Origin of the sequence: Thalassobaculum sp. (genome assembly GCF_040219215.1) — a bacterium.
GTDB lineage: Bacteria > Pseudomonadota > Alphaproteobacteria > Thalassobaculales > Thalassobaculaceae > Thalassobaculum_A.
In genome coordinates this window covers 107,126-121,993 of the sequence record NZ_JAVJSX010000015.1, presented here as the reverse complement: position 1 = coordinate 121,993, position 14,868 = coordinate 107,126, and the positions used below count along the sequence as shown (strand labels likewise).

Genomic DNA, 14,868 nt, shown 5'->3' with positions numbered 1-14,868 from the left:
AGCCTTGCACCAGCCCGTGGTTAAATCCAGTGTGCCCGCTTGACCCCTCACGAGCGTGTGTTCACACTCGTATGCATACGAATGACTTGGCCGAGGACGATGGCCGTGGGTGCGTACACGCGACCGACCCGACTGCACGATGCGCTGGCAGCCCTGCGCGACGGTCCATGCACCGTGCTGGCCGGCGGAACCGACCATTTCCCGGCCCGCGTCACCCATTCCCCCAATGAGGCGATCCTCGATATCACCGCCCTGCCGGAACTGCGCGGCATCCACCGGACCTCCAATGGCGGCCTTGCGATCGGTGCCTGTACCACCTGGAGCGCGGTGATCGCGGCCAACCTGCCGACCGCCTGCGACGGGCTGAAGGCGGCCGCCCGCGAGGTCGGCGGCGTACAGATCCAGAACCGCGGGACGGTCGGCGGCAACCTTTGCAACGCCTCGCCCGCCGCAGACGGGGTTCCGCCCCTGCTGTCGCTGGACGCCGAGGTTGAGTTGACCTCGCTCGACGGAGTCCGCTGCCTGCCGCTCGACGGCTTCGTGCTCGGCAACCGTCGCACCGCCCGGCGACCGGACGAGCTGCTGACCGCGATCCGGATCCCGCCGGCAGCACTGGACGGGGCCGGCCGCTTCCTGAAGCTCGGCGCCCGGCGCTATCTGGTCATCTCGATCGTGATGGTCGCGGGCACATTGACCAAGGCTGCCGACGGCACCGTCGCCTCGGCTCGACTGGCGGTCGGTGCCTGCTCCGCCGCGGCCCTTCGGCTTCGCGAACTGGAAGCCGCGCTGGTCGGCCGTCCCCTTGCCGAGGCCGCGGCCTCGGTCGACGATGGTCATCTTGCCGGCCTGGCACCGATCGACGACGTGCGGGCCGACGCCGGATACCGGCGGGATGCCGCATCGGTCCTGGTCCGACGCTGCCTTGCCGATCTCGCGGCGGCCTGAGGGAGGGACGCGATGACCGTGACCATCGCTCTGACCATTAACGGAACCGAGCGGACGGCGACGGTCGATCCGGCCCGCCGGCTGGCCCGGGTCCTGCGCGATGATCTCGGCCTGACCGGAACCAAGATCGGCTGTGACGCCGGGGATTGCGGCGCCTGTACCGTCCTGCTCGATGGCGCGCAGGTTTGCGCCTGCCTGGTACCAGCCGCCCAGGTCGACGGTACGTCGATCGTCACTGTCGAGGGATTGGCCGATCCGGACGGTCGGCTATCCGCGCTGCAGCGTGCGTTCCAACGGCACGGCGCCGCGCAGTGCGGAATCTGTACGCCGGGCATGCTGATGGCCGCCGCCGACCTGCTGGCCCGCGAGATGCAACCGAACCGGCAGCAGGCAATGGACGCGCTGGGTGGCGTGCTGTGCCGCTGCACCGGCTACCAGATGATCGTCGAAGCCGTGCTCGACGTCGCCTCCAACGCGCCCGATCCGGCGATGCCCGACGCCGGAGCAGCCGTCGGCGCGCGGGTCGCCCGGCTTGACGGAACCGGCCGGCTCGACGGCAGCGCGTTGTATGCCGACGACCAGCATCCCGGTGGCGCGCTGTGGCTGAAGGTGCTGCGCTCGCCGCATCCGCTGGCCGATTTCGCCTTGGGTGACATCGACCGTTGGGCTGCCGCCACCCCGGGCGTGGTCGCGGTGCTGACTGCCAGGGACGTATCCGGCAACAACAGCTTCGGCATCTACCCGACGCTCAAGGACCAGCCGGTGTTTGCGGAATCCTTCGTGCGCTACCGCGGCGAGGCGGTAGCGGCCGTCGTGGTCGAGAATCGGGCCGCATTCGAGAGCGTCGACCTCGGTGGGTTTCCGATCACCTGGAACCCGCGGGACGCGGTGGTGGGCATCGAGGCCGCACTGGCCAGCGGATCGACGCAACTGCACGATGCCTCGCCCGGAAACGTTCTGATCCGTGGCCGTGTTGCGACCGGCAACATCGACGCGGTGTTCGCCGGCGCCGACGTGGTGGTCGAGGACGAGTTTGAAACCCCCTTCGTCGAGCACGCCTACATTGAGCCGGAAGCCGGCTGGGCACGCCCGGTTGGCGAACCCGGCGGCAACCGACGGATCGAATTGAGGGTCACCACCCAGACTCCCTACATGGACCGCGACGAAGTCGCCCATGTCCTCGGTATCGCGCCGGAGCGGGTGCGGATCATGCCGTCGGCGGTCGGCGGCGGGTTCGGTGGCAAGCTCGACCAGTCGGTCCAGCTGCCGCTGGCGGTCGCGGCCTGGACGCTCGGCCGGCCGGTCGCTGCGCTGTGGACCCGGCCGGAGAGTCTGGCGTCCTCGACCAAGCGTCACCCGGCGCGGATGCAGGCGGGCCTGGCCGCCGACCGGACCGGCCGGATCCTGGGCTACCGGTTCAACGGCGACTTCGACACCGGCGCCTACGCCTCCTGGGGACCGACGGTGGCCGGCCGGGTGCCGGTGCACGCACCCGGCCCCTACCGGGTGCCGGCCGTGCTGGCGACCAGCGCGGCGGTCTACACCGACGGGCCGCCTGCGGGCGCGTTCCGCGGCTTCGGGGTGCCGCAGGCGGCGATCGCCGGCGAAGCGCTGATGGATCGAATGGCGGACCGCCTCGGCCTCGACCGGCTGGAGTTCCGCCTGACCAACGCCCTGCGCGCCGGCGACGTCACGGCCACCGGCCAGCGCATCGAGGCGTCGGTAGGCCTCGTCGCCTGCCTGGAGGCCTTGCGACCACATTGGCAGGACTACCTGGACACCTGCGCCACGGCGAACGCACGCGGCGGAACATTGCGCGTCGGCGCCGGTATCGGCTGCATGTGGTACGGCTGTGGCAACACCTCGATGAGTAACCCGTCGATCATGCGGCTCGGCCTGAAGCCCGATGGCTCGCTGGTGCTGTACAACGGCGCCCTCGACATCGGCCAGGGCAGCCACACCATCATGGCGCAGATCGCCGCCGACGCGCTTGGCGCGCCGCTGGCACGGATCGCCCAGGTGTGCGGCGATACCGACCGCACCGCCGACGCCGGCAAGACATCGGCGTCGCGCCAAACCTTCGTGTCCGGAAAGGCGTCGGAACTGGCCGGTCGCGACTTGCGTGTCCAGTTGCTTCGGCTGGCCAATGCCGGTGACGACGCGGCCTTGAGCTTCGAAGACGGCCGCGTGATCGTCCGGCACGATGGTCGGGTCCGAGCGATCGAACTCTCCGATCTACCCGTCGACGGCGAGGGCGACGCCCTGGTCGGCACCGGCACCTTCGATCCGCCGACCGAGCCGCTCGATGCCGACGGCCAGGGCACGCCCTACGCCACCTACGCCTTTGCCGCCCAGATCGCACTGGTCCAGGTCGACGTTGAACTCGGAACCACCAAGGTCCTGAAGATGGTGGCCGCCCACGATGTCGGGCGCGCCATCAATCCGACCCTGGTCGAGGGCCAGATCCACGGTGGCATCGCCCAGGGCCTGGGGCTTGCGCTGATGGAGGAGTATCTGCCCGGCCGGACCGAGAACCTGCACGACTACCTGATCCCGACCTTCGGGGACATGCCGGAGATAACCTGCATCCTGGTCGAGGATCCAGAGCCGCTCGGCCCCTATGGCGCCAAGGGCATTGGCGAGCCGGCCCTGGTGCCGACCGCACCCGCCATCCTGGGCGCGATCCGCCATGCCACCGGGGTTGAGATCACCCGCGTACCGGCCCTGCCGCACCGGGTCCGAGCGGCGCTGAGGGCACAGGCGAGGGCTGCGGAATGAGCGAGGCACTGACGGCTGACTCCAATACCGGCGACATCGTGCGTTGCGATGCCTGCCCGGTGCTGTGCCGGATCCGCCGCGGCAAGGCCGGGGCCTGTGACCGCTACGCCAACCGCGACGGCGAGTTGGTCCGTCTCGACCCGCTGGTGGTGACCGAGCGTGCCGCCGAGCGAGACGGCGAGTTGGTGCCGTTCCTCGACGCCGCCCCCGATTGGGACGGCAAGCTGGTGGCCGCACCGCCGGTGTTCGTCACCGGCATCGGCTCCGGCACCACCTACCCCGACTACAAGCCGGCCCCCTTCATCGTCGCCACCGAGTGGCAGGGCGTCGATACCGTGACCGTGGTGACCGAGGGCATCTTCAGCTACTGCGGCGCCAAGGTGAAGATCGACACCGACCGCCATCTCGGCCCCGAGCAGGCGGCGATCCGGGTGGACGGCGAGCCGGTTGGCCATGTCACCACTGCCGAGTACGGCTCGCAGATGCTGTCGCTCGGCGGAGTGCGCCACCTGACCGGCGGATCCAAGCGCGAAGGCACGGTGACCTGCGCCACCCTGCTGGCGCTATGCAACGGCGAGGCGGTCGACCTGACCATCGACGGCGGGTCCACCGTCACCGTGCAGGCCGGCAAGGCGCCGGTGGTCGACGGCGAACGCGAGGAGCGCATGCGGGTCGGCTGCGGGTCGGCCACCATCGGCATCTTCGCCAAGCAGTGGATCGGCCACGCCGACGAGGTGATCGTGGTCGACGACCACATCACGGGGGTGTTGAGCGAGCATCAGGCCGGCCGCTTCCTCGACATGCGGCCGGGCGGCATCCGGGTGCGCGGGCGCAAATCCACCCCTGGCCGGTATTTCCAGGTCGCCGATCCCGGCTCCGGCTGGGGCGGCACCGACGTCACCGACCCGCTGGCAATCATCGACCGGATCGACACCAAGACCGCCTGGCCGGGCGAGCGGGTGCTGATGGTCTCCACCACCGGCGAGGACTCCGCCTATTTCGAGCTGGACGAGGCTCTACGGCCGGTGCCGATGCCGATGCCGGCGGCGTTGCAGGCGGTGGTCGACCGGATCGGCGAGAACTGCGAGCCGGCACTGTGCACCGTGCTGTTCATGGGTGGCGCCGGCGGCAGCCTGCGCGCCGGCGTGACCGAGAATCCGGTTCGGCTGACCCGCTCGGTGCAGGACATGATCACCCGCGTGACCTGTGGCGGAGCGCCGGCCTATGTCTGGCCTGGCGGCGGCATCACCCTGATGGCCGACGTTACCCGCCTGCCGGCCAACGCCTTCGGCTATGTGCCGACCCCGGCCCTGGTCGCGCCGATCGAGTTCACCCTGCCGCGCGCCGCCTATGAGCAGCTTGGCGGCCACATGGAATCGATTCGGGAACTGGATGCGGTGCTGGCCCGGCACCCGGAGCTGCGGCGCGAGCGTGGACGGGCCGACAACCCCTGGCCCTACGACCCGCCGGGGGACGCGAAGCGCCGGCCGTGACCGGCACCGCCGCCCGGCTGCCCAACGGGCGGCTGCATGTTCAGGAAGGGCCGATCGATCTGGTGATCGGTGCCGACGGCCCGCCTGATGCGGTGCAGCGTGCCTATGCCAGCGCAATCCACGCCTTCGACGGATTGCTGGCCGGGCTCGCCGCCGAACTGCCGGCACTGCGTCGACCCGCCGGGAACCAGCCTGCCGTCGTGCACGGCCCGGTCGCGCGCCGCATGGTCGAAGCCGTCCACCCGCACCGCCGCGTGTTCGTCACCCCGATGGCCGCCGTCGCCGGCGCGGTCGCCGACCATGTGCTCGCCGGCATGGTCGCCGCGGCGCCGGATCTCGCCAAGGCATGGGTCAACGACGGAGGCGACATCGCCTTCCACCTCACCCCCGGCACTACGTTTGAGCTCGGCCTGGTGCCCGACCTCGACGATCCGGCGCTGGCCGGAACCGCGACGATCCGGTTCGACGATCCGGTGCGCGGCGTTGCCACCAGCGGGCGCGGCGGGCGTTCGTTCTCTCTCGGCATTGCCGACGCCGCAACGGTGCTGGCCGCGACCGCCGCCCAGGCCGACGTCGCCGCCACCCTGATCGCCAACGCCGTCGACCTGCCGAACCACCCGGCGATCCGGCGCGGTCCGGCCAGTGCCGAGGACCCGGACAGCGACCTCGGCGACCGGCTGGTGGTGCTGAACGTCGGGCCGCTGACCGACGTCGAGATCGCCTGCGCCCTTGAGGCCGGCGCCCGTGAGGCCGAGCGTATGCGGGCGGCCGGGCTGATCCACGCCTGCGCGCTTGCCCTGCGCGCTGGTTGGGGGGTCGTCGGCATCGATCCGGCGCGTCTTTCCATCGCCACCGAAACGCTGCCGAACATTCACGCCAGCGTCACCGATCCGTAACGCCCCATGCGCATCCTGCGGCATCGACCGGCTCTCGGTCGGAACCGTGTTCCATGGGGAGACACCACATGACGATGTCCCGCATCCTGGGTGGCGCGCTGGCCGTTGCCATCGGGCTCTCGGCGGCGGCGGCCAGTGCTGCCGAAACCATCCGCTTTGCGGTTACCGACATCGCCGGGATGGAGAACCTGCAGCGCGAGTTCGCGCCGTTCCAGGCGGCACTGACCAGGACCACCGGCTACGACGTGAAGTTCTTCCCGGTCAGCAGCCGCACCGCGGCGGTCGAGGCCATGAACAGCAAGCAGGTCGACTTCGTGCTGACCGGCCCCGCCGAGTACGTGGTGTTCCGCTCCAAGTCGAACGCCGCACCGGTGATCGGCTGGCAGCGCCCGGACTACTTCGCGCAGGTCGTCGTGATGGCCGACAGCGCCTACCAGACCGTCGGGGACCTGAAGGGCAGGAAGGTCGCGTTCGGCGACGTCGGCTCGACCTCGACCCATCTCGGTCCGGCTCAGGCTCTGGCCGACCTGGGCCTGATGCCCGGCCGCGACTACCAATCAATGAACATCAGCCGCAACGTCGCGGTCGAAGGCATGATCCGTGGCGACATCGCCGCTGTCGGCATGAACTTCACCCACCTGCAGAAAATCCGCAAAGCCTTCCCGGATCACGGCTTCCGGGTGATCGCCCGCGGTCGGGACCTGCCGAACGACATCCTGGTCGCCGGCCCGCACGTACCGGACGCCGCCGTGGCCACGGTCCGTACCGCCTTCACCGACCACGGCAAGGAGATGATGGCGGCGGTGCTGGAAGGTGCCGACGACGTCAAGAAGTACACCGGCGGCGTGTTCCTGCCGAAGGTGGTTGACGCGGACTATGACTATGTCCGATCAATGTACCGCACCATCGGCGTCACCGCCTTCGACAGCTTCGTCGGCAACTGATGACAACCGCGCTCTCGCGCGCAATCCCGTCAACCGTCGTCGGCACTCCGGCGGCGGTTGGTGCGCTGCATGACCTGACGGTCAACGGGCTGACCAAGAGTTTCGCCGCCCGCCGGGTTCTGCGCGGCGTCGACCTGACGGTGCCGCGCGGCCAGGCCGTCGCCCTGATCGGAGCCAACGGCGCGGGCAAATCGACGCTGCTGCGCTGCTGCCTGCGGCTGATCGAACCCGATGCCGGCCAGATCGGCCTGCTCGGCGCCGACGTCGGCGCGCTCGGTCGCGACCGGCTTCGCGCGCTGAGAGCGCGGGTCGGCTTCGTCTTCCAGCGTCACAATCTGGTCGGGCGGCTGTCGGCCCTGTCCAACGTGGTGCATGGCGCCCAGGCGTACCGCCGCGGGCCGTTGTGCTGGCTGCAATCGCTGGCACCGGCCAGGGAACGCGCTGCGGCGATGCATTGCCTCGACCGGGTCGGCCTCGCCGATCTTGCCCTGCAACGCGCCGACCGGTTGTCCGGCGGCCAGTCGCAGCGGGTCGCCATCGCCCGTGCCTTGATGCAGCGCCCGGCGTTGGTGATGGCCGACGAACCGGTCGCCAGCCCGGACCCGTCAGCCGGCGAAGACGTCATGGGACTGTTCGTCCAGTTGATCCGCGAGGAGGGCCTGACGCTGGTGTTCACCTCGCACAACCTGGAGCACGCCCTGGCGTACGCCGACCGAGTGGTCGCGCTGAAGGACGGGCGAATCGTGCTCGACGCGCCACCCAGCACGCTGGACCCAGACGCGCTCGGCTTCGTCTACGACTGACGGTCATGGCAACACCGCACGCTTCTCCACCCCGCCTGGACCGGCCTACACCGCTCGCCTTCCTGGCGTGGTTCGTGGTCGCCGCGGTCCTGTTCCACGCCTTCACGGCCGTCGGATTCTCGCCGTTGCAACTGATCGAGGGGCTGCCGAACATCGGGCGCATTGTCGACCAGATGATGCCGCCGGACTTCAGCCGGTTGCCGCAGATCGGTCGATCGATCCTTGAGACCTTCCAGATGGCCATGGTCGGCACCACGATCGGGGTGATCCTGAGCCTGCCGCTCGCGATCCTCGCCACCCGGTCGCTGTCGCCGCACCCGGCAGTCTATCTGGCCGCCCGCGCCGTCGTCTCGTTCTGCCGCACCGTGCCGGACCTGGTCTGGGCCCTGCTGTTCGTCATCGCGGTCGGCCTCGGTCCGATTGCCGGCACCTTGGCGATCGCGGTCGACTGCGTCGGGTTCTGCGGCCGGTTCTTCGCCGAGGCCATGGAGGACACCGAGCCCGGTCCGCGCGAGGCGCTCACCGCCCTCGGCGCCGGACGGATCGGCGTGGTGTTCTCGGCCGTGGTTCCGCAGGCCATGCCATCGTTCATCGCCACCGCCCTGTTCGCCCTGGAGAAGGCCACCCGGTCGTCGGTCGTCCTCGGCCTGGTCGGTGCGGGCGGGATCGGCATCGAGTTGAAGGTGGCGATGGATCTGTTCTCCTACGACCTCGCCGCCACCATCATCCTTGCGGTTTTCGCCTTGGTGATCGTGGTCGAGCAGATCGGCGGCCTGCTGCGCGCACGCATCATCTGACCGACGTCGTTCCGGCACCGCGGCGGCGATGACGTCCCGGCTGTGGTCCTGTATAACCGCGCCATGATGACGACCCCGAAAACTCCCCGCCCGGTGGTGCTGTGCATCATGGATGGCTGGGGCGAACGAGCCGACACCGCGGACAACGCGGTGGCGCTCGCCAACACGCCCGTGTTCGACGCCCTGCGCAAGCGCTGGCCGAGCGGGCTGATGAACGCGTCCGAGGAGCATGTCGGCCTGCCGAAGGGCCAGATGGGCAACTCCGAGGTCGGCCACATGAACCTGGGCGCCGGCCGGGTGGTCTATCAGGACCTGCCCCGGATCGATGCCGCCATCGCCGACGGCAGCATGGCGGGCCAGCCGGCAGTTGCCGAGATCGTCGGCGCGCTGAAGGCCAGCGGCGGCACATGCCACCTGATGGGCCTGGTCTCGACCGGCGGCGTGCACAGCCACCAGCGCCAGGTCGCGGCCCTCGCCCGCACCATTGCCGGCAACGGTGTGCCGGTGGTGGTCCATGCCTTCACCGACGGCCGTGACTGTCCGCCGAAGAGCGCTGCCGGCCAGATGGCCGATTTCGTCAAGGACCTCCGGGGCGTCGCGACGATCGCCAGCGTGACCGGCCGGTTCCACGCCATGGACCGTGACAAGCGCTGGGAACGGATCGAGGCGGCCTGGCAGGCGATCACCCTGGCCGAAGCCCCGCACCGCGCCGACGATGCGATTGCCGCGGTCGAAGCGGCCTATGCCCGCGACGAAACCGACGAATTCATCACCCCGACCGTGATCGGCGCAGGCACGCCGATCCGCGACGGCGATGGCATCGTGATGGCCAACTTCCGGGCCGACCGGGCGCGCGAGATCCTGACCGCCTTGCTCGACCCCGCCTTCGACGGGTTCGTCCGGCCACGGGTACCGCAACTCGCCATCGCCGCCGGGATGGTGGAGTACTCAACCGCTCTCGCCGAGCGGATGGCGACGATCTTCCCGCCCCAGGATCTGGTCGACACCCTGGGCGAGGTGGTCGCCAAGGCGGGCCGCACCCAACTGCGAATCGCCGAGACCGAGAAGTATCCGCACGTGACGTTCTTCCTGAACGGCGGGCGCGAGGCGGTGTTCGAGGGCGAAGACCGCATCATGGTGCCGTCGCCGAAGGTCCGGACCTACGACCTGAAGCCGGAAATGTCGGCACCTGAAGTCTGCGACAAGCTGGTCACCGCCATCCGGTCCGGTGCCTACGACCTGATCGTCGCCAACTTCGCCAATCCGGACATGGTCGGCCACACCGGCAGCCTGCCGGCCGCGATCAAGGCGGTGGAGACCGTCGACACGTGCGTCGGCCGGGTCGTCGAGGCACTGGAGGACGTCGGCGGTGTGATGTTCCTGACCGCCGACCACGGCAACTGCGAGGTTATGGTGGATCCGGGAACCGGCGGCCCGCACACCGCCCACACCGTCAACCTGGTGCCGACCGTGCTCGTCGGTGCTCCGTCGGAGGTTATCGGCCTGCGGACCGGCAAGCTGGCGGACGTCGCTCCGACCCTGCTGACCCTGATGGGCATAGCGCCGCCCGCGGCCATGAGCGGCACGCCGATGCCGGTGACCGCTGACAAGGCCGTTCGTGACGATCACGCTGCCCAATAGCGGCACCCGCGTCTTCGCGCTCGCGCTGTCGGTCGCGTTTGCCGGCGGTATTCTGCTTGCCCACGCCCCTTCGGCGGCCCAAACCACGCTCGACCCGGAGCGCGCTTCGAGCGAGTTGAAGCGCATCGAGGCGGACCTGGCCGGGGGGCGCTCGACCAAGGCGCAACTCGACCGGCTGGCTGCCGATCTCGGCCGCGAGATCAACCGGCTGCGTGCCGAGATGGCTGAAGCCGCCTCGCGCCATCAGCGGACCGAGGAAACCGTGGCCGAGGTCGAAGCGACGCTGTCGGTGCTGCGCCACGAGGCGGGCGACAAGCGCGCGGTGCTGGCCAGCCGCGAGATTGAGCTCGGACGGCTCGTCGGCGCGTTGCAGCGGCTGGCGCGGCGGCCTCCGGAGACCCTGCTGCTGATGCAGCGTTCGCCACTGGAGACGGTCCGCACGGGCATCCTCCTGGAAGCCGCAATCCCGCAGATCAATGCCGAAGCAGAACGGCTGAAGGCGGAACTGGCATCGCTGGCGGCCGTCGAGGCGGATATCCGCAGTCAGCGGGCGCGGCTCGATGCCGCAACAACCGCCATGGAAAACCAACGCACACGCCTGGCGGCACTGGCCGATGACAAGCAGCGCCTGCTCGCCAGCACCGAGAACCGCGCCGCCAGCACGGCCGAACGTCTGCAGTCCCTGGGCGATTCCGCCCGATCGCTGCGCGAGTTGATGGACCGGCTGGACGCCCAGCGGGTGCGCGAGCGCGCCGAGCAGCAGCGTCTTGCAGCCCTTGTCCGGCCGCCACAGCCGGTCGCCCCGGAAACCTCGGGAGAGCCTCCCAAGCCCATCGTTGTTCCGCTGCCTGAAGCCCGCCCGGCACCGTCACTCCCCTCGCAAGCCGCCGACGCGGTTCGGCCCGCGCCGAGCCCCGGCAAGGCTGCGCTTCAGGCAATGCTGCCATCGGCCCCTCCGATCGGAACTGCCAAGGGGCAGTTGATCCGCCCGGCCACCGGAGCAATCGTCCGCCGGTTCGGCCAGCGAGATCCCGAAGGCCTGCGCAATCGCGGCCTGGTGATCGGTACCCGCAGTACCGCGACCGTGGTGGCGCCGTACGACGGAACCGTGATCTATGCCGGGACTTTCGAGGGCTTTGGGCTCATTTTGATCATTGAACACGGCGAGGGATATCATACCCTGCTGGCTGGGCTCGGACGGATCGACCTGCAGGTCGGCCAACGCGTGCTTGCCGGCGAGCCGGTGGGAACGATGCGGTCGCAGCAAGCTGGAAGCGGCGCCGAAAGTCCCGAGCTGTATGTGGAGCTTCGCCACAATGGTGACCCGATTGACCCGCTACCGTGGATCGCGGGACTGACCGGAAAGGCCAAAGGATGACCACGCTGATGACCCGCCTCCCCCTGGTGCGCAGGCTGTTCGTGCGCCGCGCCGGAATTACCGCCGCCGTGGTCGTGTTGCTGGGCGGCCTGACCGTCGCCGGTGCCGGGCACCTGGACGCGCAGACCAACACCTCGGAGACCTACAGGCAGATCAATCTGTTCGGCACGGTGTTCGAGCGCGTCCGCGAAAGCTACGTCGAGGAAGTCAGCGAGGAGAAGCTCTTCGAAGCGGCCATCAACGGCATGCTGGCGTCGCTGGACCCGCACTCTTCGTTCCTGAATGCCAAGAACTACCGCGACATGCAGGTTCAGACCCGTGGCGAGTTCGGCGGCCTCGGAATCGAAGTCACGATGGAGAACGGCCTGATCAAGGTGGTGTCGCCGATCGATGACACACCGGCCGCCAAGGCCGGCCTGCAGCCCGGCGACCTGGTCAGCCATCTGAACGGCGAACCGGTGCTCGGCCTGTCGCTGTCGGAGGCGGTCGAGAAGATGCGCGGCAAGGTCGGCTCGGAGATCAAGCTGACGATCCGTCGCGGCACCCAGGAAGCCTTCGACGTCGTCATCGAGCGGGCGATCATCACCATCCGCTCGGTCCGTCATCGTCCGATCGGCGATATCGGCTATATCCGGATCACCACCTTCAACGAGCAGTCGACGTCCGGACTGCAGAACGCGGTCGCCGACATCAAGAGCAAGCTCGGAGACAAGCTGCACGGCTATGTCATCGACCTGCGCAACAACCCGGGCGGCCTGCTCGATCAGGCGATCTCGGTGTCCGATTCCTTTCTGGAGCGCGGTGAGATCGTATCGACGCGGGGCCGGATCGAGGAGAACTCGAGCCGTGCCAACGCCGAACCCGGCGATCTGACGGACGGTGCGCCGCTCGTGGTTCTGATCAATGGTGGTTCGGCATCGGCGTCGGAGATCGTCGCCGGCGCCCTGCAGGATCATCGACGTGCCATCATTCTCGGCACCCAGTCCTTCGGCAAGGGATCGGTCCAGACCATCATTCCGCTGAAGGATCACGGCGCCATGCGGCTGACCACGGCTCGGTACTACACGCCGTCCGGCCGTTCCATCCAGGGCAAGGGAATCTCGCCCGATATCATCGTGGAGCCGGCCAAGATCGAGAAGCTGTCCCAGCAACGCGGCCGCCGCGAGGCCGATCTGCGTGGCGCGTTGGCAAACCCCGACTCGGCGGCCCCGACGCCGTCCGCTCCGGCACCGTCCGCCCCGGCGACGACCGAGGAGCCGGCCAGCAGCGATGCCGATCAGGCGAACGAGATCGAGGATTATCAGTTGGCCCGGGCAATCGACCTTCTGCGCGGCATCTACCTCTATCAAGCACGCGTGGTGAACTGAGGAAACGAAGCCGACCGTGAAACTGCCCTCGATCCGGCTTCCCTTCCTCAAGAGGCAACCGAAGACGGCCGAGCAGGAGGGCGGCGGCGACCCACTGGATGATGCTCCGGCGAAGCCGCGTGCGGCGGCAGCTTCCGGCGGGCGTATCGGCCGTTTGCTGGTTGGCATTGCCACGGGCGTGCTTGCCGTTGCCGTCATCGGCGGGACCGGTGCGCTTGTCGGCTGGCTGCTGGTCAACGCCGAGACAACTGAATCGCGCCAGGTCCTGCGCCGACCGCAATTGACCGTGCCGATCCTGGCCGAGGGCGAAGCACCGACCCCGAACAGTTCTGACGGCGGGCAGCCGGTTGCCGCCGGCCCGCATGCCGACAAGGACGGCCAGAATACGGCCGCCACGGACCCGACGGCCACAGGGCCCGCCGGTGAAGCTGCAGGACCGGCACCGATGCCGGAAGTGGTGTCGCTCGACGGCGTCCGTCTTGCGGCCGTCGATCCGACGCTGTTGGAAACCAAGGACGAAGCGAAACTGCCGATCATCGGACCCGACGGCCGGCAGCCCTGGTCGACCTACGCCCGACCTTTCAACCTGGACGACTCCCGCCCGCGGGTCGCCGTCGTGATGATCGGAGTGGGGTTCGGGAAGGACATCACCGAAAAAGCGATAACCTTGCTTCCTGGCGCCATCAGCCTGAGCTTCTCGCCCTACGTGCGGAACATCGAGACCCAGATGGCTCGAGCGCGCCAAGCCGGGCATGAGACGCTGCTCGATCTGCCGATGGAGCCGCTGGATTTTCCGCGCGACGATCCGGGGCCGTCTACCCTGCTGACCTCGCTGTCGCTGGTCGACAACCTGAACCGCCTGGAATGGATTCTCGGGCGCGCGCCCGGCTATGTCGGTGTCACGACCTGGATGGGGTCGCAGTTCACCACGGTGGAAGACGCGCTGATGCCGGTGCTTCAGGGCCTGCGGCAACGCGGCCTGATGTTCGTCGACAGCCGGTCCTCGTCGCGCAGCATCGCGACCGAGTTGGCGTCCTCGATCCAATTGCCACGCGCGTTCAACAACACGTTCATCGACCAGACCCCTTCGGCCGTCACCATCGATCGGGCCTTGGCCAGCCTCGAGGCGACGGCCCGGCAGCAGCGCTACGCCGTCGGCATCGCCCGCCCGCTGCCGGTCACCATTGAACGGCTCAGCCGCTGGGCCGGGACCCTGGAGGGCAAGGGCATCGCGCTAGCCCCGATATCCGCCATCGCCGATCGCCAGCGTCTGCGCTGAAGGAGTGCCCGTGGTCGACCGAGACTCATTGCCGTACCGACCCTGCGTCGGCGTTCTGCTCTTCAATTCTGCCGGCAAGGTGTTTGTCGGCAGGCGGATCGACACGCCGGACGCCTGGCAGATGCCGCAGGGCGGGATAGACGACGGCGAAACCCCGGAAGTGGCGGCGCTGCGCGAACTTGGCGAGGAAGTCGGCACCAGCAATGCGGTCATCGAGGCCGCCACTGCCGACTGGCTGACCTACGACCTGCCCGACGAACTGATCGGAAAAGTGTGGCGCGGCCGCTGGCGCGGCCAAAGGCAGAAATGGCTGGCCTGCCGGTTTCTCGGAGAAGACGAGGACATCCGGATCGAGACCGATCATCCGGAGTTCGACGCGTGGCGCTGGGTCGATCTCGACGAACTGGTCTCGCTGATTGTCCCGTTCAAGCGCGCGATCTATCAGGCCGTGGTCCAGGAGCTCGGCCCGGTCGTGCGTCAGGCGGCGCGCAAGACGTCCGAACCCGGACTTTTGTAATCCGGCAGTCGCGGCGTACACTCATTGCCA

General features: G+C 68.9%; 12 protein-coding genes. All 12 read left to right on the top strand.

From position 1 onward, the window contains the following. The first annotated feature begins 99 nt into the window (after positions 1–99). Positions 100–945 (top strand): FAD binding domain-containing protein, encoded by an 846-nt coding sequence (locus RIC54_RS13105; RefSeq protein WP_350090873.1) that lies wholly within the window; start codon positions 100–102, stop codon positions 943–945. 12 nt (positions 946–957) lie between these two features. Continuing rightward, the gene (locus tag RIC54_RS13100; RefSeq protein WP_350090870.1) at positions 958–3,723 is read left to right on the top strand and encodes a molybdopterin-dependent oxidoreductase; all 2,766 of its coding nucleotides are present in this window, start codon (positions 958–960) and stop codon (positions 3,721–3,723) included. Then, the gene (locus RIC54_RS13095; protein WP_350090867.1) at positions 3,720–5,216 is read left to right on the top strand and encodes a 6-hydroxynicotinate reductase; all 1,497 of its coding nucleotides are present in this window, start codon (positions 3,720–3,722) and stop codon (positions 5,214–5,216) included. Before RIC54_RS13100 ends, RIC54_RS13095 begins: the two co-directional genes overlap by 4 nt. After that, the gene (locus RIC54_RS13090) at positions 5,213–6,112 is read left to right on the top strand and encodes a UPF0280 family protein (RefSeq protein ID WP_350090864.1); all 900 of its coding nucleotides are present in this window, start codon (positions 5,213–5,215) and stop codon (positions 6,110–6,112) included. Before RIC54_RS13095 ends, RIC54_RS13090 begins: the two co-directional genes overlap by 4 nt. 68 nt (positions 6,113–6,180) lie before the next feature. Next, positions 6,181–7,056 carry a PhnD/SsuA/transferrin family substrate-binding protein gene (locus RIC54_RS13085; protein ID WP_350090861.1) on the top strand — a complete coding sequence of 292 codons (876 nt, stop codon included), beginning with the start codon at positions 6,181–6,183 and terminating at the stop codon, positions 7,054–7,056. Continuing rightward, the gene (locus tag RIC54_RS13080; RefSeq protein WP_350090858.1) at positions 7,056–7,859 is read left to right on the top strand and encodes a phosphonate ABC transporter ATP-binding protein; all 804 of its coding nucleotides are present in this window, start codon (positions 7,056–7,058) and stop codon (positions 7,857–7,859) included. Before RIC54_RS13085 ends, RIC54_RS13080 begins: the two co-directional genes overlap by 1 nt. Positions 7,860–7,864: 5 nt before the next feature. Then, entirely contained in the window at positions 7,865–8,656 is a 792-nt protein-coding gene (gene phnE, locus RIC54_RS13075; RefSeq protein WP_350090855.1) for a phosphonate ABC transporter, permease protein PhnE, read from the top strand. A 66-nt stretch (positions 8,657–8,722) separates the two neighbouring features. After that, complete coding sequence (gene gpmI / locus RIC54_RS13070; protein WP_350091109.1) at positions 8,723–10,297, top strand: 2,3-bisphosphoglycerate-independent phosphoglycerate mutase; 1,575 nt, start codon at positions 8,723–8,725, stop codon at positions 10,295–10,297. Next, complete coding sequence (locus RIC54_RS13065) at positions 10,275–11,675, top strand: murein hydrolase activator EnvC family protein (protein WP_350090852.1); 1,401 nt, start codon at positions 10,275–10,277, stop codon at positions 11,673–11,675. The genes gpmI and RIC54_RS13065 overlap by 23 nt, the downstream gene beginning before the upstream one ends. Before the next feature lie 8 nt (positions 11,676–11,683). Then, positions 11,684–13,042 (top strand): S41 family peptidase, encoded by a 1,359-nt coding sequence (locus RIC54_RS13060; protein ID WP_350090849.1) that lies wholly within the window; start codon positions 11,684–11,686, stop codon positions 13,040–13,042. 16 nt (positions 13,043–13,058) lie between these two features. Next, the gene (locus RIC54_RS13055) at positions 13,059–14,321 is read left to right on the top strand and encodes a divergent polysaccharide deacetylase family protein (RefSeq protein ID WP_350090846.1); all 1,263 of its coding nucleotides are present in this window, start codon (positions 13,059–13,061) and stop codon (positions 14,319–14,321) included. A gap of 4 nt (positions 14,322–14,325) precedes the next feature. Next, on the top strand, positions 14,326–14,838 hold the full coding sequence (locus RIC54_RS13050; RefSeq protein WP_350090843.1) for an RNA pyrophosphohydrolase: 513 nt from the start codon (positions 14,326–14,328) through the stop codon (positions 14,836–14,838). Positions 14,839–14,868: the final 30 nt, after the last annotated feature.